Annotated in this window: 19 protein-coding genes; 9 read left to right on the top strand and 10 right to left on the bottom strand. The window is 70.7% G+C overall.

The genetic code is table 11. The features are described 5' to 3' along the window. Positions 1-95 precede the first annotated feature (95 nt). Positions 96-920 (bottom strand): putative hydro-lyase, encoded by an 825-nt coding sequence (locus EV668_RS17995; protein ID WP_133772633.1) that lies wholly within the window; start codon positions 918-920, stop codon positions 96-98. 141 nt (positions 921-1,061) lie between these two features. Here EV668_RS17995 and EV668_RS18000 point away from each other — a divergent pair, with 141 nt between their 5' ends. Further along, positions 1,062-1,949, top strand: a complete 888-nt coding sequence (locus EV668_RS18000) for a LysR family transcriptional regulator (protein WP_245513293.1) — start codon at positions 1,062-1,064, stop codon at positions 1,947-1,949. Positions 1,950-1,968: 19 nt separating this feature from the next. Here the strand turns inward: EV668_RS18000 and EV668_RS18005 are convergent, their stop codons facing one another. The 8 genes from EV668_RS18005 to EV668_RS18040 form a co-directional block, all read right to left on the bottom strand. Further along, complete coding sequence (locus EV668_RS18005; RefSeq protein ID WP_133772637.1) at positions 1,969-2,424, bottom strand: GNAT family N-acetyltransferase; 456 nt, start codon at positions 2,422-2,424, stop codon at positions 1,969-1,971. Beyond that, the gene (rimM, locus tag EV668_RS18010) at positions 2,414-3,088 is read right to left on the bottom strand and encodes a ribosome maturation factor RimM (protein WP_208111573.1); all 675 of its coding nucleotides are present in this window, start codon (positions 3,086-3,088) and stop codon (positions 2,414-2,416) included. Before rimM ends, EV668_RS18005 begins: the two co-directional genes overlap by 11 nt. A 6-nt stretch (positions 3,089-3,094) precedes the next feature. Continuing rightward, a complete protein-coding gene (gene rpsP, locus EV668_RS18015) occupies positions 3,095-3,472 on the bottom strand; it encodes a 30S ribosomal protein S16 (RefSeq protein WP_133772639.1) in 378 nt (125 codons plus the stop codon). Positions 3,473-3,489: 17 nt separating this feature from the next. After that, positions 3,490-4,101, bottom strand: a complete 612-nt coding sequence (locus tag EV668_RS18020) for a hypothetical protein (RefSeq protein ID WP_133772641.1) — start codon at positions 4,099-4,101, stop codon at positions 3,490-3,492. Further along, positions 4,098-5,654 (bottom strand): signal recognition particle protein, encoded by a 1,557-nt coding sequence (gene ffh / locus EV668_RS18025; protein WP_133772642.1) that lies wholly within the window; start codon positions 5,652-5,654, stop codon positions 4,098-4,100. The genes EV668_RS18020 and ffh overlap by 4 nt, the downstream gene beginning before the upstream one ends. Positions 5,655-5,678: 24 nt before the next feature. Further along, entirely contained in the window at positions 5,679-5,894 is a 216-nt protein-coding gene (locus EV668_RS18030) for an eL24 family ribosomal protein (protein ID WP_133772644.1), read from the bottom strand. Positions 5,895-6,308: 414 nt separating this feature from the next. After that, the gene (locus tag EV668_RS18035) at positions 6,309-8,288 is read right to left on the bottom strand and encodes a S8 family peptidase (protein WP_133772646.1); all 1,980 of its coding nucleotides are present in this window, start codon (positions 8,286-8,288) and stop codon (positions 6,309-6,311) included. A gap of 62 nt (positions 8,289-8,350) precedes the next feature. Further along, positions 8,351-8,662: a hypothetical protein gene (locus tag EV668_RS18040; protein ID WP_133772648.1), complete on the bottom strand. Its 312-nt coding sequence runs from the start codon at positions 8,660-8,662 to the stop codon at positions 8,351-8,353. Positions 8,663-8,824: 162 nt separating this feature from the next. Here EV668_RS18040 and EV668_RS18045 point away from each other — a divergent pair, with 162 nt between their 5' ends. The 5 genes from EV668_RS18045 to glpD all read left to right on the top strand — a co-directional run bounded on the left by EV668_RS18045 (position 8,825) and on the right by glpD (position 14,885). Beyond that, on the top strand, positions 8,825-10,072 hold the full coding sequence (locus EV668_RS18045; RefSeq protein ID WP_208111574.1) for a CaiB/BaiF CoA transferase family protein: 1,248 nt from the start codon (positions 8,825-8,827) through the stop codon (positions 10,070-10,072). Positions 10,073-10,403: 331 nt separating this feature from the next. Continuing rightward, the gene (gene otnK / locus EV668_RS18050) at positions 10,404-11,657 is read left to right on the top strand and encodes a 3-oxo-tetronate kinase (RefSeq protein WP_133772652.1); all 1,254 of its coding nucleotides are present in this window, start codon (positions 10,404-10,406) and stop codon (positions 11,655-11,657) included. Beyond that, entirely contained in the window at positions 11,657-12,307 is a 651-nt protein-coding gene (gene otnC / locus EV668_RS18055; protein ID WP_133772654.1) for a 3-oxo-tetronate 4-phosphate decarboxylase, read from the top strand. The genes otnK and otnC overlap by 1 nt, the downstream gene beginning before the upstream one ends. Before the next feature lie 11 nt (positions 12,308-12,318). After that, positions 12,319-13,098, top strand: a complete 780-nt coding sequence (locus EV668_RS18060) for a hydroxypyruvate isomerase family protein (RefSeq protein WP_133772656.1) — start codon at positions 12,319-12,321, stop codon at positions 13,096-13,098. Between the two features lie 263 nt (positions 13,099-13,361). Continuing rightward, entirely contained in the window at positions 13,362-14,885 is a 1,524-nt protein-coding gene (gene glpD / locus EV668_RS18065) for a glycerol-3-phosphate dehydrogenase (protein WP_245513295.1), read from the top strand. A 7-nt stretch (positions 14,886-14,892) separates the two neighbouring features. Here glpD and EV668_RS18070 read toward each other — a convergent pair whose 3' ends face one another. Further along, positions 14,893-16,107, bottom strand: coding sequence for a serine hydrolase domain-containing protein (locus EV668_RS18070; protein ID WP_133772660.1), 1,215 nt, complete (start codon positions 16,105-16,107; stop codon positions 14,893-14,895). Between the two features lie 181 nt (positions 16,108-16,288). Here EV668_RS18070 and fabI point away from each other — a divergent pair, with 181 nt between their 5' ends. The 3 genes from fabI (at position 16,289) to EV668_RS18085 (ending at position 18,487) form a co-directional block, all read left to right on the top strand. After that, on the top strand, positions 16,289-17,092 hold the full coding sequence (fabI, locus tag EV668_RS18075; RefSeq protein WP_208111575.1) for an enoyl-ACP reductase FabI: 804 nt from the start codon (positions 16,289-16,291) through the stop codon (positions 17,090-17,092). A 279-nt stretch (positions 17,093-17,371) separates the two neighbouring features. Then, positions 17,372-17,794, top strand: a complete 423-nt coding sequence (locus EV668_RS18080; RefSeq protein ID WP_133772662.1) for a PepSY domain-containing protein — start codon at positions 17,372-17,374, stop codon at positions 17,792-17,794. A gap of 51 nt (positions 17,795-17,845) precedes the next feature. Next, positions 17,846-18,487 (top strand): general stress protein, encoded by a 642-nt coding sequence (locus tag EV668_RS18085; protein ID WP_245513296.1) that lies wholly within the window; start codon positions 17,846-17,848, stop codon positions 18,485-18,487. Positions 18,488-18,495 lie beyond the last annotated feature (8 nt).

The raw sequence follows: 18,495 nt of genomic DNA on the forward strand, positions 1-18,495 counted from the left end.
CGAGTTCCCCTTCCTATGGTCAGGCCCCCTTTGCGGACGCCTTTATTGTCATCCGTTCCTGGGCAATCTGCCAAGTTCTGCGTCGAATGGCACCCTCAACTTACGGACAGACGGGCGTTCGACAGATCGGTGACGATCATGCTGCCCGGATAATGGGTGATGCAAAACCGGGGCCGGCTGGTGGCGATGACCGATTGCGGGGTCACGCCGCAGGCCCAGAAGACCGGGATCTCGTCGTCCCGGATGCTGACGGCGTCGCCGTAATCCGGCTTGGCGAGATCGGCGATGCCGATCAGGTCGGGTCGGCCGAGATGGACGGGAGCGCCGTGCACGCCGGGGAGCCGTCCGGTGATCTGGACGGCGCGGATGGCGTTGGCGGGCGTCATCGGGCGCATCGAGACGACCAGCGGGCCATGGAACGGGCCGGCGGGCGTCGTCGGGATGCTGGTGCGGTACATCGGCACCGCGCAGCCTTCGGTGATGTGGCGGATCTCGATGCCGTCCTCGATCAGGGCCTGCTCGAAGGAATAGGAGCAGCCGATCACGAAGGTCACGAGATCGTCCCGCCAATGGGGCGTGATGTCGGCCGGTTCCTCGGTCTTCCGGCCGTCCTTCCAGACGACGTAGCGCGGCACGTCCGTGCGGATGTCGAGATCGCTGCCGATCGCCGCGAGATGCGGATCGCCGGGCTCGGACACGGCGATGATCGGGCAGGGCTTCGGATTGGCGACGGCGAAGCGCAGGAAGTCGGCGGCGTCGTACTTGGGCAGGATCACGAGGTTGCCCTGGACGCAGCCCGGGGCCATCCCGGCGGTCGGCCCGGTATGGCTGCCCTCGCGGATGGCGAGACGGGCGCCGAGCGGGTTCGAGACGTCCTGCGGTGCAGCGGATGGCTGTCTGAGCGCGTTCGACCTGGCCATGAGGGCCTCCGTTCGTAACGCTGACACTGGCGCGCCTGCTTGCTCTTGTCCAATCGCGATTTTCGATCGAGCGTGATAACGTCTGCTTATCACGCTCGGCCCGTCGTGATGGCCGTGCTTTTGCCGGACGGGGACTCGCCGTTGGATTTCCGATCGCTCGAGGTCTTCGTCTGGGTGGCCAATCTCGGCAGCTTCCGGGGCGCGGCGGCGCGTCTCAACACGACCCAGCCGGCCGTGTCGCAGCGCATCGCCCAGCTCGAGCGCGACCTCGGCGTCAGGCTCCTGGAGCGCTCCCGGACGGGCGTCGTCCTGACGGAACGCGGCCGCGTCCTCCTCGGCGGCGCCGAGCGCGTCCTCGGCAGCGTCGCGGCCCTCCGGGAGGAGGTCGGCGACAGCGACGCGACGCGGGGTTCGCTCCGGCTCGGGGTCGCCGAGACGATCGTCCATACGTGGCTGCCGCGCTTCCTCGAGCGCGTCGCCCGCTCCTATCCGGCCCTGGCCATCGAGATCGAGGTGGATGTCACGCCGAGCCTGACCGAGCGGCTTCTCGCACGCCAGATCGATCTCGCCTTCGTCCTCGGCGAGGTCACGCATAGCGACGTGCGGAACCTGCCGCTGTGCCGGTTTCCGGTGGCGTTCCTGGCGGCGCCGGGCTTCGCGCGCCGCTCGTATCGGCGGGCCGACCTCGCCGACCGGACGCTCATCACCTTCTCGCGCCCGACGCGGCCCTATGCGGATCTGACGGCGGCGATCGCGGGGATCGAGCCGCGCCCGCGCATCCATGCCAGCGCCTCGCTCGCGACCGTCATCCGGATGGCCGTCGACGGGCTCGGCATCGCGGCGGTGCCGACCTCGATCGCGGCCCGGGAGATCACCGATGGCAGCCTCGCGCCGGTCGAGGTCGAGCTCGAAATGCCCGATCTCGTCTTCGTCGCGAGCTGGCCGTCCGGCCCGACGCCGTTCCTCGCCGAGACGGTCGCCGCGGTGGCGGCGGAGGTCGCGGCCGGCTGGGGCAGGAGGACCCCGTGACCGGACGAGCTCCGCGCGGTCACTCCAGCATCAGCTTGAAGCCCTCGTGGCTCCGGACGAAGCCGAGACGATCGTAGAAGCGGTGGGCGTCCGTGCGGCGCTTGTCGCTCGTCAGCTGCACGACGCCGCATCCGGCCTCGCGCGCCTTCTCGATCAGCGCGCGCATGAACCAGTGTCCGAGACCGAGGCCGCGCCGATCCGACGCGATCCGCACGGATTCGACGAGGCCGCGTCGCATGGCGCGGCGGGCGAGGCCCGGCAGGCAGGTCAGTTGGGCGCAGCCGACGACGCTCCCGTCCAGCTCCACCACCCAGATCGCCGATTTCGGATCGCGTGCGATCTCGTCGAAGGCGTCCGCGACCGCCGCGTCGGCACCGCCTTCCCGCTCCCGCCCCAGGATGTCGTCGGCGAGCATCGCCATGATGGCGGGAAGATCCTCGCTCCGGGCGAGGCGCAGGCGCGGCTCAGCCCTCATCCGTGGGCTCGTCGAGCCAGCCCTCGGGAGGGGCGATCGCGAGCCGGCCGCCGGCGATATCCACCACGGGCACGAAGGCCTTGGTGAAGGGGAGGAGTTCGGTGCGGCGGCGCCCCTCGACCGCAATCTCGAGCAATTCGCCCCCGCCGTAATCCGGCACGGCGACGACGCGGCCCGCGAACCCGTCCGGGCCTTCGACCGCGAGGCCGACGAGGTCCGTGAGGAAGAACTCGTCCTCCTCCGGCTGCCCGAGCGTCTCGCGCGGCACGTGGAGGCGGATCCGGGTCAATGCCTCGGCCGCCTCGCGCGAGGTGACGCCTTCGACACGGACGACGAGAAGGTCGGGCTGGTCGCCCGCCGCCTGGCGCAGATGGGTGAGCACATAGCTCCGCCCGTCGGAGCCGGTGAGCGGCCCGTAGCTCCCGACCGCCTTCGGCTCGTCGGTGAAGGATTTCAGACGCAACTCGCCGGCGAGCCCGTGCGGACGCCCGAACTCGCCGAGGACAACGAGGTTCGGGGGCAGCGGCTGCGCCGGTGCCGGCGGCGATCCGCCCGTCTGCGCGTGCCGAGGCCGCGCGGGACCGGCGGGAGGCTTCGGATCGCGCGGGCGATCGGGCCGGGGAGCGGCGTGGCCGCGCCCCGGAGCTTTTCGTCCCCCGCGCAACACCGCTTACTCGGCCGATCCGCCGACCTCGACGACCGCGGCCTTGAGCTCGGCCATCTTGGCCTTGTTCTCGGCGCGCTCGGTGGCCTTCTCGCCGGGCTTGGCCTTGTTCGGGTTGTTGCGGGCCGGGCGCTTGGCGAGGCCGGCGGCGTCGAGGAAGCGCAGGACGCGGTCGGTGGGCTGGGCGCCCTTGGTCAGCCAATCCTGGATCTTTTCGGCCTCGAGCACGACGCGGCTCGGATCGTCCTTGGACTTCATCGGGTCGTAGCTGCCGACCTTGTCGATGAAGCGGCCGTCGCGCGGAGCGCGGGCATCGGCCACGACGATGCGGTAATAGGGGCGCTTCTTGGCGCCGCCGCGGGTGAGACGGATCTTGAGGGACATGGTCTTCTCCTAAATCATCAGTGCAGGGTGTGACGGACGCTGGCGCGGCCATGCGGCTCACATGAGCCGATGCCCTCGTCCGTCCGGATTTCGATCTCGCCGAGAATCGAATTGTGATGGGTGCTGAGCGTCAGCACCCGGCCCGAGGCGAAGCGGAAGCGCAGGGCGCGGTCGTAGAGGACCGCCTCGCGCGCGATGGCTTCGCCTTGGGCGTCGAGGAGGTCGTCCTCGATCTCGTAGGACACGATCTCGATCGCGGAGATCGGCCCGAACGCGTCGATCTGGAGCCAGGAGCACGGCCCGGTGCCGCGCGCCCCGTTTCGGTTCGGCTCGCCGACGGGGATGTTCCAGGGTGTCGTCGTCACGGCGCTGCGGAGCAGGTGGACGTCGTCGTGCGGGAGCTGGATCCAGTCGCTCGTGACGTTGACGAAGTCATGCGCCGCCCCGCCGAGCGGAAAGGCGAGCGAGCGGGCGCCGGCAAGACCCTCGTCGAGGCGAAGGTCCAAATGGTCGGCCGCGATGCTCCGGACGCGCAGGCCGACGAGGCGCTGCAGCGCGTCGAGATCCGCCGCGTCCAGCCGCCGCTCGAACGTCTCGAGCGGCAGGTCCCGGGCCGAGCCGGCCGTCACTTCTTCTTGCCCCCGAACGGGAAGCCGCCGCCGAGGCCGGGCATCTTCGGCCCGCCGAGACCGGGAAGCTTGGGCATCCCCGGTCCGCCGAGGCCTGGCGGCAGGGACGGCATGCCGCCGGGGAGCCCGCCGCCCTTGCCCATCTGGGCCTTCATCGCTTCGATCTGCTCCGGGGTCGGCTGGGGCATGCCGCCCATCCCGCCGCCGCCGATCCCCATCATGCGGCCGAGCATGCCGCCGACGCCCTTAGCCTTGCCGCCGCCCATCATCTTCATGACGTCGGCCATGCCGCGATGCATCTTGAGGAGCTTGTTGACCTCTTCGACCTTGGTGCCGGAGCCTGCCGCGATGCGCTTCTTGCGCGAGGCCTTGAGCAGGTCCGGATTGGCCCGCTCCGCCTTGGTCATCGAGGAGATGATGGCGCGCTGGCGCTTCACCATCCCGTCGGCCATGCCCGATTGCGAAATCTGCTGCTTCATCTTGGCGACGCCGGGCAGCATGCCCATCAGGCCGCCCATGCCGCCCATCTTCTCGACCTGGCCGAGCTGCTCCGAAAGGTCGTCCAGATCGAACTTCCCCTTCCGCATCTTCTCGGCCATCTTCGCCGCCTTCTCGGCGTCGATGGTCTCGGCGGCGCGCTCGACGAGGGAGACGACGTCGCCCATGCCGAGGATGCGGTTGGCGACGCGGGCCGGATGGAACTCCTCCAGCGCGTCGACCTTCTCGCCCGTGCCGACGAGCTTGATCGGCCGGCCGGTGACGGCGCGCATCGAGAGCGCGGCGCCGCCGCGGGCGTCGCCGTCCATGCGGGTGAGCACGATGCCGGTGATGCCGATGCGCCCGTCGAAGGCGCGCGCCGTGTGGACGGCATCCTGACCGGTCAGGGCATCGGCGACGAGCAGCACCTCGTGCGCGTCGGTCGCCTTCTTGACCTCGGCCGCCTCCGTCATCAGCGCCTCGTCGACCGTGACGCGGCCGGCGGTGTCGAGCATGACGACGTCGAAGCCGCCGAGCCGGGCGGCATCCATGGCGCGGCGGGCGATCTGGACGGCGGACTGGCCGGCGACGATCGGCAGGGTCTCGACGCCGACCTGCTTGCCGAGGATGGCGAGCTGCTCCATCGCCGCCGGGCGGCGCGTGTCGAGCGAGGCCATGAGGACGCGCCGGCCGCTCTTGTCGGTGAGGCGCTTGGCGATCTTGGCGGTGCTGGTCGTCTTGCCGGACCCCTGGAGGCCGACCATCAGGATCGGCACCGGCGGGACGGCGTTGAGATCGATCGTCTGGGCGTCCGAGCCCAGCATCTCGACGAGCTGGTCGTTGACGATCTTGACGACCATCTGGCCGGGCGTGACCGACTTGACGACATTCGCGCCGACGGCCTGGCTGCGCACCTTGTCGGTGAAGCTGCGCACCACCTCGAGCGCGACGTCGGCCTCGAGCAAGGCGCGCCGAACCTCGCGGAGCGCGGCGTTGACGTCCTCCTCGGTCAGGGCGCCGCGGCGCGTCAGACCGTCGAGGATCGACGAGAGTCTTTCGGAAAGGCCTTCGAACATCGTTCTACTCGGACGGGTGTCCCGTCATTCCGTAGCCCCGCCCATCGAGGCTTCCATGCGACGGCCCGCGAGGGCGGCCTCGAAATGAGCGACCGCCTTCTCGAACTTGTCGCGGCAGCCGGGATTGCAGAACCCGACCACGGCGCCCTTGTAGCGCGTGAGCGAATCCGCCGCGACGGGCTTGCCCGACCACGGACAGGTCTCGTTCACCGCATCCTCGATGCGCAACGTCTCGCCCATGGCGGGACCCTCCAGCGATCATCGCCGAGCCATGCCCAAACGCCGACGACGCCCGAGGGCGCATCGCGCTGTCGGGCGTTGACCTCCGGCGAAACCAGCATGGCTGGCCCCATTCCGGGCGGCGGCTCAAAGGCTCACTCGTATCGATTTCAGCCCGGGCTTTAGTCCGCGGCGAGCCCGGATGTCAAGAACGGGCGTGGTGCGGGCGATGGGCCGGTCTCCGTATCCGCATACGCTGTCCGTGGCCGCCTGCACCAACCCTCCCCCCGCGCAGCGGTGGGGAGGGCGGACTCGCGCGAAGCGCGAGCCGGGTGGGGGGCGGCTCAGCCTGCCGGAAGGCCGGGAGTGTTCTCGTCGACGCCCCCCCCCCCCGCCCCCCCCACCGCAAGCGGGGGGAGGGTAGGCCCGGCGCCGTCAGGGCTGTGATGGAAGCGGCGGCGGGGAGGCCTCCGTCGATGGCGCGGAATCGGATGGCGGCGGAGGAGGCTGCGACGGGGCCGCAGGCGTGGGCGGCGCGGCCGAGGCGACGGGTTTCGGTGTCTCGCTCGCCGGCGGCGGAGGAGGAGGAGGAGGCGTGCCGGCCGGTGCCGGCGCCGCGGCGCGGCCGCCGAGCGCGGCATAGGCGTCGACGAGGCCGGCTCCGAAATCGGGGTCGGGGCCGGCCGGGCCGAGATCGGTCGCCTCGGAGGCCAGGCGCTCGCGCACGGCGGCCGGCGTGAGCTGTCCGTCGCGCTGGAGCATCAGGGCGACGATGCCGCTGACATGGGCGGCGGCGACGGAGGTCCCGGAGGTGGTGCCATAGGCCCCGCCCGGCGCCGCCACGAGGATGTCGACCCCCGGAGCGGCCATGCCCACATAGGGGCCTCGATTGGCGGCTGCGTAGAGCTTGTCCTCGAGATCGGTCGCCGTGACGGCGATCACGCCGGGCTCGGCGGCCGGATAGGCGGCGGGGGCGGAGGGGCCGCCATTGCCGGCCGCGGCGACGAAGACCATGCCGCGCTGCAGGCCCCCGGCGAGCCCGCGTGCCATCAGCCGGTCGGCCGGCCCGGCGAAGCTCATATTGACGACGCGCGCGCCCGATCGCGCCGCGATGTCGAGCGCGCGGACGATGTCGTAGGAGGTGCCCTCGGCCTGCGCCCGGCCGGAAGCGGGCGCGAAGGCCCGGATGGCGAGGAGCCGCGTTCCCGGCGCGACGCCCATCAATTGCGAACGGGCCGCGATCACGGCGGCGATCCCGGTGCCGTGCAGGTCTGGCCGGGCCTCCGAGGACAGGGTGGTCTCGCTCGCCCCGATCGCGCCCTGGAGTTCCGGATGCGCCGTGTCGACGCCGGAATCGATCACCGCGACGAGGATGCCCTCGCCGGTGGCCAGCCGGTGCGCCTCCGACAGATGAAGCTTCGCCGCGGCATATTGGTTCGGCGCCAGCGGATAGGTCCGGCCCGGAGGCGAGGAGGCGATGCCGTCCTCGCGCTGGGTGAGGCGGTAGACGTGGTTGCGCTGGGCGGAGAGGATCTGAGCATCGGCGCCGAGCGCCGCGACCGCCTGATCGACGCTGCGGCGGCCGTTCACCCGGAAGCGGTGGATGGTGGTGCCCGTCAGGACGAGCGGCTGCGAGGCGAGGCGCGTCAGCCCGTGCCGTGCCGCCAGGCGACCGATCGCGGCCTCGTCGAGCGTGCCCGCGGCTTCGACCAGCACCTCGCGGTCGACGAAGCTTCGCAGGACCGCCGCCGCCGGCGGGGGAGGGGGGATCGGCGCCTGCCGCGCGGGCGGGCGACGGCCCGATGGCGGCCTGCCAGGAGCGGAGACCGCGCGCTGCGGCTGCGCCCCAGGCCGCCGCGGGCGGGCATAGGCAGGCCCCTCCGGCTCCTCGGCGTAGACCGGCGGCCGGTAGGGAGGGGGATAGCCCATCGGAGGCGGATACCCGATCCACGGGCCGGGCCTGCCCGGATAGGGGTAGGGATGGCGGCCGCCCGGCGGCCTCGGGGGCGGATAGCGGGGCGGGCGCCCGTACGGGCCGGCATCGTCGTAGCCTCCGACCCGGCCGGGAAACCGGACGCCGCCGGTCGGGCCGTGGCGCCCTCCCGATCCGTAGCCGCCCATGCCCTGGCCCTGGCCCATGCCCGTGCCCGTGCCCGTGCCGTGCATCGGGCCGCGCCCGCCATAGCCGCGGGGGATGCGGTGCGGCTGGCGCTGTCCGCCGTAATTCCCCATCGCCCGTTGCGGCGGCGTGCCGGCCCCGTATCCGCGGCCGCGTTCCAAGCCGGATTGCGCGTCGGCCGGGGCGGCCGAGAGGATGCAGGCGAGAGCGGGAACGGCAAGGGCGAGAGCGAGCCGCCAGCGCCGCGGGGGCGTGCCCGGGCACCCGGTTTCGGAATGGCTGTCGGTCCGCGCCATCGCCGTTCTCCATCACCCGCCAGGGGCTGACGCCGAACTCGGCGCCAGCCGATCTTGCCTCATTAATGGCACACGCGGCGAGCGGCGATGGTGCCGTAGATCGTCACATATTGGCGCCAGTAGCAGCCGCGATAGGCGTAGACGGGGCGATGACGATAGCCGTGGCCGTGGAAGTGGCGGTGCCGGTGGCCGTAGCCGCCGTGGCGGTGGCGGTGGCGATGGCCGAAGCCGTGATGGTGGTGGTGATGATGGCCCCAGCCGCCATGGCGATGCCCGCCGTGACGATGGCCCTGCGCCTCGGCGTCGGGCGCGGCAAAGGTGGCGGCGGCCATGGCCGTGATCGCGAAAGCCGCTGCCTTGATGAATCCGGACATGGATCGCTTCCTTCCTGTCGGGGCCGGTGATCGGCCGCGAGGATGTGTCGTCCGGCCCGGCCCGGAGGTTCATTCCGGCGCCGTCTTTTTTGCGGAAGCGGCCGCGGCTGGCCCGGCCGGACGCCCTGTGACAAGGTCGCGCCCCCTCTCAGGATGATCGTCTTGCCTTTCAGCGCTTCCGACCGGCCCAATCACGCGGGCCCGAGCCTTTCTGGTCCCAGCCTCGCGGGTCTCCGCGTCCTCGACTTCACGCAGGTCCTGTCCGGTCCGTTCGGCACCCAGGTGCTGGGGGATCTCGGCGCCGAGGTGATCAAGGTCGAGCCGCTGACCGGCGATTCGACCCGGGCGATGCCGCCGCATTACGTGGCCGGGGACAGCGCCTATTTCCTCTCGATCAACCGGAACAAGAGGAGCATCGCCCTCGACCTCAAGGCGCCGGAGGGGCTCGCCCTCGCGCGGCGCCTGGCCCTCGCGAGCGACGTCGTGGTGGAGAATTTCCGGCCGGGCGTCCTGGACCGGCTCGGCCTCGGCGTCGAGGGCCTACGGGCCGAGAAGCCCGATCTGATCTGGTGCTCGATCTCGGGCTTCGGGCAGACCGGCCCCTATCGCGACAAGCCGGCCTTCGACCTCACGGTCCAGGCCCTGTCCGGCGGGATGAGCCTCACGGGCGAGGAAGGCGGGCGGCCCGTTCGGGCGGGACTGCCGATCGCCGATATCGTGGCCGGCCTCTACGGGGTCATCGGCATCCTCGCGGCCCTCGAGCGGCGGCGGGCGACCGGCCAGGGCGAGGTCGTCGACGTCTCGATGCTCGACTGCCAGGCGGCGCTCCTGAGCTATCAGGCCGCCTATCACCTCCATTCCGGGCAGGTGCCCGGACCCCAGGGCCGAGGGCACGCCTCGGTCGTGACCTACAACACCTTCACGGCCGGCGACGGGCGGGAATTCGTGGTCGCGGCCCTGACGGACGCGCTCTGGCTCAAGCTCTGCCGGGCGATCGAGCGGCAGGACCTCGCGGATGATCCGCGCTTCGCGACCGGCACGCTCCGGCTCGCCAACCGGGAGCCGTTGACCGCGCTTCTCGAGGCGCGCTTCCGCGAGGCGGGCGCCGATGCCTGGGTCGAGCGCCTGGAGCGGGACGGCATCCCGGTCGCCGTCGTCAACACGCTCGACCGCGTCGTCTCGGACCCGCAAATCCTCGCTCGCGGCATGGTGGCCGAACTCGCGGCCGAGGACGGGCGCCGGACGCGCGTCATCGGCGATCCGCTCCGCTTCGCCTCGGCTTCCAAGACCACGCCGCGCTATCCGCCGGCCCTCGGCGAGGACAGCGACGCCGTCCTGCGCGATGTGCTCGGCCTAGGCCCCGAGGAGATCGCCGGCTTGCGCGAGACGGGTGTGGTGAAGGCGCGCTGACGGCGCCAACCCTCCCTTTTACCGTCTGCGCACCCCCTTTAGCCGTCATGGCCGGGCTTGGCCCGGCCATCCACGAAGAACGCTGCCACCTCGCGAACCGTCGACGTGTCGCGAGCGGGTGGGCGTGGATGGCCGGGCCAAGCCCGTCCATGACGGGGAGAGGTTCGGCTCTTGGCCTGCGAGTGCTTCGAGAGTGCTCGCGATCTCCCATTCCGTACACGCAAAGCCCGGGAGGGGTCCCGGTCCGCGAGCCTCTTGCCGGACGGCGCGCAATCCTGCCTAAACTGCGACGAGGCGCTGCCGGCTGGACGGCGTCCGGGGGAGGCTTGGAATGGAACTCGGCGTCATCGCGGATGACTTCACGGGCGCGAGCGACATCGCCAACACCATCGCCAAGGGTGGCCTGTCGACGGTCCAGTTCCTGGGCCTGCCGGACCGCCCGGCGCCGGCCTCGTGCCAGGCGGGCGTGGTGGCGCTGAAGAGCCGCTCGATTCCCGCCGGGGATGCCATCGCCCAATCGCTCCAGGCGCTCGACTGGCTGAAGGAGCAGGGCTGCCGGCAAGTCGTCTTCAAATATTGCTCGACCTTCGATTCGACCCCCGCGGGCAATATCGGGCAGGTCGGCGAGGCCCTGGCCGAGCGGCTCGGGGTCAAGGGCGTCGTCGCCTGCCCGGCTTTCCCGACCACGGGGCGCACGATCTACCAGGGCCATCTCTTCGTCGGCGACCGGCTGCTGAACGAATCCGGGATGGAGAGCCATCCGCTCAACCCGATGACGGATTCGGACCTTCGCCGCTTCCTCCGTCTCCAGACGGCGGATCCGGTGGGGCTGGTGCCCTGGTCGGTGGTGCGCCGGGGCGGCGCGGCGATCCGCAAGGCGCTGGACGATGCGGCCGCGCAGGGCGAGACGCTGGTGATCGTCGATGCGGTCTCGGACGACGACCTCTACGCGATCGGCGAGGCGCTCGACGGCGTGCCGCTCCTCACGGGCGGCTCGGGCATCGCGCTCGGCCTCGCGCGCAACATCCTCAAGGGCGGCACCGCCACGGCCGGTTCGGGCAGCTTCGCGCCCGTCTCCGGCGACGAGATGATCCTCGCCGGTTCCTGCTCGAACGCGACGCGCGGGCAGGTCGAGCGCCACGCGGCGCGCCATCCGACCCTGCGGATCGATGTCGGCGCGGTGATGGACGGTCGCCTCGGGCCCGAGGACATCCTCGCCTTCGCCCGGGAGCATCGCGGCAAGGCACCGCTCGCCTATTCCTCCTCGACCCCGGCCGAGGTGAAGGCGGCCCAGGAGCGGCATGGCCGCGAGGCGGTCGCCGAGACGCTGGACCGTCTGTTCGCGGAGGCTGCGCGTCGCCTCGTCGAGGGCGGCCTCCGGCGCCTCGTCGTCGCGGGAGGCGAGACCTCCGGTGCCGTCGTCGGCGCGCTCGGCCTGCGCTCCCTCGCGATCGGGCCCGAGATCGATCCGGGCGTCCCGGCCCTCTCCTCCACCGAGAAGCCGCTCGCCCTCGCGCTCAAATCCGGCAATTTCGGCGCTCCGGACTTCTTCGAGAAGGCGCTCGCGACGCTGGAGGGCGCCTGATGGCGGTCTCCTCGCACGAGGACGCCGTCCGCGCCGAGTTGGTGCGGCTCGCCGCCTCGCTGTTCCAGCGCGGCTATTCGGTGGGCTCGGCCGGCAACATCAGCGCCAAGGTCGAGGACGGCATCCTGATGACGCCGACCAATTCCTGCCTCGGCTTCCTCGACGCGGCCCGCATCGCGAAGCTCGATCCCGCCGGGAACCATCTGTCCGGCGACAAGCCCTCCAAGGAGGTCTTCCTCCACCAGGCCTTCTACGAGACGCGGCCCGAGGCCGGGGCGGTGGTCCACCTCCACTCGACTCATGCGACCGCGCTCTCCTGCCTCGCCGATCTCGATCCCGAGGACACGATCCCGCCGATCACGCCCTATGTCGTGATGCGGGTCGGCCGGGTGCCGCTCCTGCCCTATGTCCGTCCGGGCGATCCTGCGATGGGCGACCTCGTGCGGGCGCGCGGAGGGCGGAACGCCGCCGTGCTGCTCGCCAATCACGGCCCGGTCGTGTCGGGGCCGGACCTTCTGTCGGCCGTCTATGCGGCTGAGGAACTGGAGGAGACGGCGAAGCTCCTCGTCCTCCTGCGCGGCCAGACGGTCCGCCATCTCACGGGCGAGCAGGTCGCGGACCTCGCGCGCGTCTTCAAGCTCAAGTCCTGACAGGATCGCCGATGCCCCGTTTCACCGCCAACATCGCCTTCATGTTCGCCGAACTGCCCTTCCTCGACCGGATCGAGGCGGCCAAGAGAGCAGGGCTCGACAAGGTCGAGTGCCATTTCCCCTACGAGCATTCGATCGCCGAGCTGAAGGCGCGGCTCGACGGCGCGGGCGTGCGCATGACCGGGCTCAACACCGTGCCGGGCGACAAGTCGATCGGCGAATGGGGCCGGGCCGGCATGATCGGCGCCGAGGACCAGTTCCGGCGCGACTTCGACCAGGCGCTGACCTATGCGACCGCGCTCGGCGTCGTCGGCATCCACACCATGGCGGCGAACGTGACGCCGGAGACCCGCGAACGCGCGCTCGAACTCTACAAGAGAAACATCGCCTGGGCCGGCAAGCAGGCGGCGGGGACGGGCGTGAAGCTGCTGCTCGAGCCTCTGAACAGCCGCGACGTGCCGCCCTATCTCGTCAAGACCTCGGACGAGATCGTCGCGATCCTGGAGGAGATCGACGATCCGAACGTCACCCTCCTCTTCGACGCCTATCATATCCAGATCATGGAAGGCGATTTGACCAAGCGCTTCGAGCGCCATTTCGACCGGATCGGCCATATCCAGATCGCGGCCGTCCCCTCGCGGGCCGAGCCCGACGAGGGCGAGGTCGATTTCCGCCACTTCCTGAAGCTCGTCGACGACAGCTCGTACGCCGGGCTCGTCGGCCTCGAATACAAGCCGCGCGGCGAGACGGCGGAGGGTCTGGCGGCCTGCCTGCGGAACCTCGGCTATTGATGCCGATTGGTGGTCATGGGGCGATGTCCATCACTGATCCGGCGACCCGGCGGCATGAATTTCGGCGACCGGCCAGTTGATCCCTCCCCGGAGGGGAGGGCCGAGTCGAAGCGGAGCTTCGAACCGGGGTGGGGAATGCCAGGCCGGGCAGCACCCCACCCCGGTCGGATGGCGCCGACTCGCCCTCCCCTGCGGGGAGGGATCGGGGCGGTGCTCCGGGAAAGCATTGCGTAAGCCCCTCCCTTCTCATGTTGCGTGACCCCGTGACCGATCCGACTCTCGAAGCTGACATCCCCCTCTACGACCTCGCCGTCATCGGCGGCGGGATCAACGGGGCCGGGATCGCGCGGGATGCCGCGGGGCGGGGGCTCTCGGTCCATCTCTGCGAGCAGGGCGATCTGGCGAGCGCCACCTCCTCGGCTTCGACGAAGCTCGTCCATGGCGGGCTGCGCTACCTCGAGCATTACGAATTCCGGCTCGTGCGGGAAGCGCTGTCCGAGCGCGAGGTCTTGTGGGGGATGGCCCCGCACATCATCTGGCCGCTCCGCTTCGTCCTGCCCCATCATCGGGGGCTGCGGCCCGCCTGGCTCCTGCGGCTCGGGCTCTTCCTCTACGACCATATCGGCGGGCGCTGCCGCCTGCCGCCCACCCGCACGCTCGACCTCGCGCGGGACGAGGCCGGCGCGGCGCTGAAGCCGGGCCTGTTCAGGCGCGGCTTCGAATATTCCGATTGCTGGGTCGACGACGCGCGGCTCGTCGTCCTCAACGCGCGCGACGCGGCGGCGCGGGGCGCCGTCATCCGCACCCGGACGCGCGCCGTCGCCGCCGAGCGCGGCTCCGAGGCGTGGCGCCTGACGCTCGAGGATGCCCGCACCGGCGAGCGTTCGGAGGTGCGGGCCAGGGTTCTCGTGAACGCGGCCGGCCCCTGGGCGGACCATGTGCGCGCCGACATGCTCGCCATCCCCGGCCCGCCGAAAGTGAGGCTCGTCCAAGGCTCGCATATCGTCGTGCCGCGCCTCTTCCCCCACGAGCGCTGCTACATCGTCCAGAACGCGGATGGGCGGATCGTCTTCGCCATCCCCTACGAGCGTGACTTCACGCTGATCGGCACGACCGACCGCGACTATGCCGGCGATCCCGCCTCCCCGACGGCGAGCGAGGAGGAGATCGCCTATCTCTGTGCGGTCGCGGGCGAGTATTTCGCGAAGCCGGTCCGTCCCGAGGACGTCGTCTGGACCTATTCGGGCGTCCGGCCGCTCTATGGCGAGGATGGCGAGAGCGCGCAGGAGGTGACGCGCGACTACGTCCTCGCTCTCGACCGGCCCGAGGGCGCCGCGCCGGCCCTCACCGTCTACGGGGGCAAGATCACGACCTATCGCCGCCTCGCCGAGGAGGCCTTGGACAAGCTCGCCTCCCTCCTGCCCGAGGCACGGGGCGCCTGGACGCGGGGAGCGACGCTTCCGGGCGGGGATTTTCCGATCGACGGCGTCGAGGCCCTCGTGCGGGAGGTTATCGGGCGGGCGCCCTGGCTCGGCGAGGCCGGCGCCCGTCGGCTGGTGCGGCTCTACGGGACCGAGGCGAGGGCGATCCTCGGCGATGCGCGCGAGGAGGCCGATCTCGGCCGTGCCTTCGGGGGCGGGCTGACCGAGGCGGAGATCGGCCATCTCGTCGGGAAGGAATGGGCGCGGACGCCGGAGGACATCCTCTGGCGCCGCACGAAGCTCGGGCTCGTGCTGACGCAGGATCAGCGCGCGGAGCTGGAACGCTATCTCGCCGGCGCGTCGTGATCGCGCCTCAGTCCACGATCGCCTGATAGGCCAGAACCCGCAATTCGCGCCGGATCGGATAGGTCGAGGACGGCATGAGCTGCGTCAGCTGGACGACGGCCATGTCTTCCGCCGGGTCGATCCAGAAGGCGGTCGAGGCCGCGCCGCCCCAGGCATATTCGCCGGGCGTGCCGAGGATCTGGGCCTTGGCCGGCTCCAGCATCACCGAGAAGCCGAGGCCGAAGCCGATCCCGTCATAGGGGGATTCGGAGAAGCGCGGCTGGCCCATCTGCGCCATGTCGCCCGGCAGATGGTTCGTCGTCATCAGCTCGACGGTCTTGCGGCCGAGGAGCCGCACGCCGTCGAGCGTGCCCTTGTTCAGCATGAAGCGGCAGAAGCGCATGTAATCGGCTGCCGTCGAGACGAGGCCGCCTCCGCCGGACGCGAGACGGGGCGCGGCATAGGTGCTGGCCTGCCCGTCGTCGAGCAGCTTCGGCCGTCCGTCCGGGCCCTTCGTGTAGTTCGAGGCGAAGCGGGGGACCTTGTCCGGCGCGATGACGAAATCGGTATCGACCATGCCGAGCGGGACGATCACCCGCTCGCGCAGGAAGTCTCCGAACGGCTGGCCCGAGATCACCGCGACGAGGTGGCCGAGCACGTCCGTCGCGATCGAGTAGTTCCACTGCGTGCCGGGCTGGGCGAGGAGCGGCAGGGTCGCCGCGGTTTCGACCACCTCCCCGAGGCTCCGCGCCGAACCCTGGAAATCGACACCCTTCTCCCGGTAGTGCGCGTCGAGCGCGGTCGCGCGCATGAAGTCGTAGGTCAGGCCCGAAGTATGGGTGAGGAGATCGCGGAAGGTGATCTCCCGCTCGGCCGGAACGGTGTCGAGCGTGTCCGCGCCGGCGTCGGTGACGACGCACATGTTCCGGAAGCAGGGCAGGAACCGCGTGATCGGATCGTCGAGCTGGAAGCGCCCTTCCTCGTAGAGCATCATGATCGCGACCGAGGTCAGGGGCTTGGTCATCGAGTAGATGCGCACGATCGTGTCGGGCGCGATCGCCTTGTCCCGCGCGATATCGGCAAGCCCGGTCTGGCGGTGCCAGACGACCTCGCCGCGCCGCATGATCATCGTCTGCACGAAGGGCAGGCGGCCATCCGCGACGAGGCCCCGCATCCAGCCGTCGATCCGCGCGAGGCGCTCCGACGAGAGGCCGACATCCTCGGGCTTGGCGGTCAGGGTCATGCGGGGCTCCGGTGGCGTTTCCTCCTCCGGCATAACCGAGGCGGCGTCCGCAAGGCTACAGGATGCGCGATCCGGCCAGGTCCGCAAGAAGGCGTTTGCGCAGCCGCCGCGTGTCAAGCGTCAATGGACAATTGACATGGCCCCGCGTTACACGCCGCCTCTTTGGCGAAGGGAGTGAGGCGTGGACGGTCTGATGAAGGGGCGGCGGGGCCTGATCATGGGCGTCGCCAACGACCACTCGATCGCCTGGGGCATCGCCAAGACGCTGGCGGCGCACGGGGCGGAACTCGCCTTCACCTATCAAGGCGAGGCGCTCGGCAAGCGCGTCACCCCGCTCGCGAATTCGGTCGGCTCGGACATCGTGCTGCCCTGCGACGTCGAGGATCTCGCCTCGGTCGATGCCGTCTTCGCCGCGCTCGACGAGCGCTGGGACGGGCTCGATTTCGTCGTGCACGCCATCGCCTTCTCGGACAAGAACGAGCTGAAGGGCCGCTACGCCGACACGACGCGCGAGAATTTCGCGCGCACGATGCTGATCTCCTGCTTCTCCTTCACGGAGATCGCCAAGCGCGCCGCGGCGCGCATGAAGGCGGGCGGCGCGATGGTGACGCTCACCTATGGCGGCTCGACCCGGCTCATGCCGAACTACAACGTCATGGGTGTCGCCAAAGCGGCGCTGGAGGCCTCGGTCCGCTATCTCGCCGGCGATTTCGGCCCCTCGGGCATCCGCGTGAACGCCATCTCGGCGGGGCCTGTGCGCACGCTCGCGGGGGCCGGGATCGCCGATGCCCGCTTCATGTACAACTTCCAGAAAGAGAACGCCCCGCTTCGCCGCACCGTCTCCACCGAGGAGATCGGCGGGTCGGCGCTCTATTTCCTGTCGGAGCTGTCGGGCGGCGTCACCGGTGAGATCCACTACGTGGATTCGGGCTACAACATCATCTCCATGCCGCGCCCGGACGTGCTGAAGGCGCAGGACGCCTGAGCGTCGGTCGGCGACCGGCGAGCCGGCGATGTCGCTCGCCTTCGGTGGCTCGGACTGGATGCAAGGTCTCCCGCGCTGATCGTCCGGCTCCGGACGGTCTTGGGTGCGTATCCCTCAGTAGAGATTTGACAGAGGAAACATAACCGTTCCGAGGGCGGAACTTCGTCCGCCCTCGATGCTTGGGACGCCACAGGGTGAGCCCAGGGATTTCGGATCGCGCCACGAGCGCGGCGGGAGATTATTGGCTGGGCTCATCGTCGACCGGAGAAGGAGACGAAGATGAGATCCGCCGCCATTCTTGCCACGGGTGCCGCATTGCTGGCGACGGCCGCTCTGGCCCAGGCTCCTGCGACGACATCGCCGACCGCTCCGGCCACTCCCGGCGCCCCGACCGCCCCGCCGTCGCCCGGCACCCAGACTCCGACGGGCTCCTCGAACCCGGCCATGACGACTCGCGGGAACGCGCCGTCGACCACGACCACGACCGGCGAGGTCACGATCGTGCCGATGTCGGCCCTCGAGAAGGGCGCCAACAGCTTCACGGAAGGCCAGGCCAAGTCGCGGCTCGAAGGGGCCGGCTTCACCGGCGTGACCGGCCTCACCAAGGACGATGACGGCATCTGGCGCGCCAAGGCGATGGCCAAGGACGGCAAGCCCGTCGATGTCGGCGTCGACTACAAGGGCAACATCGCCTCGAGCTGACCGCGGCCGGACTCTCGCAGCCTCTGCGCCTCATCATAACGGAGTTTCGATATGACCACGAGAACAGTCACGGCGATGTTCGACAGCTACGCCGATGCGTCGAGCGCGGTGTCGCGCCTGAAGGCCGCCGGCATTCCCGACGGGGACATCAGCCTCGTCTCCAACGATTCCGCGGAGCGGACGCGCTACGAGACCGAGCGGCCGGCGACCGATGGCGACGCGGCGACGGGTGCCGGTACGGGCGCGACCATCGGCGGTGTCCTGGGCGGCGGTGCGGGCCTGCTCGCAGGCCTCGGCCTGCTGGCGATCCCGGGCGTCGGCCCGGTCGTCGCGGCGGGCTGGCTGGCGGCGACGCTGGTCGGAGCCGGCGCGGGCGCGGCGGCGGGCGGTCTTCTCGGCGGTCTGACCGGTGCCGGGATCGGCGAGCGCGACGCGCATGTCTATGCCGAGGGTGTGCGGCGCGGCGGCTCGCTCGTCACGGTCCGCACGGACGAAGCCCATGCGGCGCGCGTCGAGGACATCCTCGACGACGAGGGCACGATCGACCTCGTCGAGCGCGAGGAGACCTGGCGGCGCGAGGGCTGGAGCGGCCGCTACGACGAGGCGACCGCGGCCCCCGCGGAGACGCTGGTGGCCGATCCGGTCACGGACGAGGAGCGGCGCCGCCGCGTCCGCACCTATCCGATGGTCTGACCGGACCA

Source organism: Enterovirga rhinocerotis, assembly GCF_004363955.1.
Taxonomy (GTDB): domain Bacteria; phylum Pseudomonadota; class Alphaproteobacteria; order Rhizobiales; family Beijerinckiaceae; genus Enterovirga; species Enterovirga rhinocerotis.